1 protein-coding gene is annotated in these 533 nt (G+C 56.8%); it reads left to right on the top strand.

What is annotated here, in order from left to right; translation table 11 throughout:
* Positions 1-533 (top strand): hypothetical protein (locus J7439_RS26100; RefSeq protein ID WP_209204974.1); only part of this gene is annotated, 533 nt, incomplete at both ends.

Raw genomic sequence — 533 nt, 5'->3', positions numbered from 1 at the left:
AGATCAGGACGTGAAGGCCTTCCTGACCCTGCCCTGCTTGAAAGAGGGCTGGCAGGAGGGCAAAGACCAGGACGTTAAGGGCAAACCGCTCGACCGGGCACTGGTCACCAATATTTCCTCCATGTGTTCATCTAAAGGCTTACCGAAAGATCAGGACGTGAAGGCCTTCCTCACCCTGCCCTGCTTGAAAGAGGGCTGGCAGGAGGGCAAACCGCTCGACCGGGCACTGGCCACCAATATTTCCTCCATGTGTCATGGCAAAGGCTTACCGAAAGATCAGGACGTGAAGGCCTTCCTCACCCTGCCCTGCTTGAAAGAGGGCTGGCAGGAGGGCAAAGACGAGGACGTTAAGGGCAAACCGCTCGACCGGACACTGGTCACCAATATTGCCTCCATGTGTTCCTCTAAAGGCTTACCGAAAGATCAGGACGTGAAGGCCTTCCTGACCCTGCCCTGCTTGAAAGAGGGCTGGCAGGAGGGCAAAGACCAGGACGTTAAGGGCAAACCGCTCGACCGGGCACTGGTCACCAATA

It is taken from the genome of Salinisphaera sp. G21_0 (assembly GCF_017744115.1).
GTDB lineage: Bacteria > Pseudomonadota > Gammaproteobacteria > Pseudomonadales > Endozoicomonadaceae > Endozoicomonas.
This window is presented reverse-complemented; position numbering and strand designations above follow the sequence as displayed.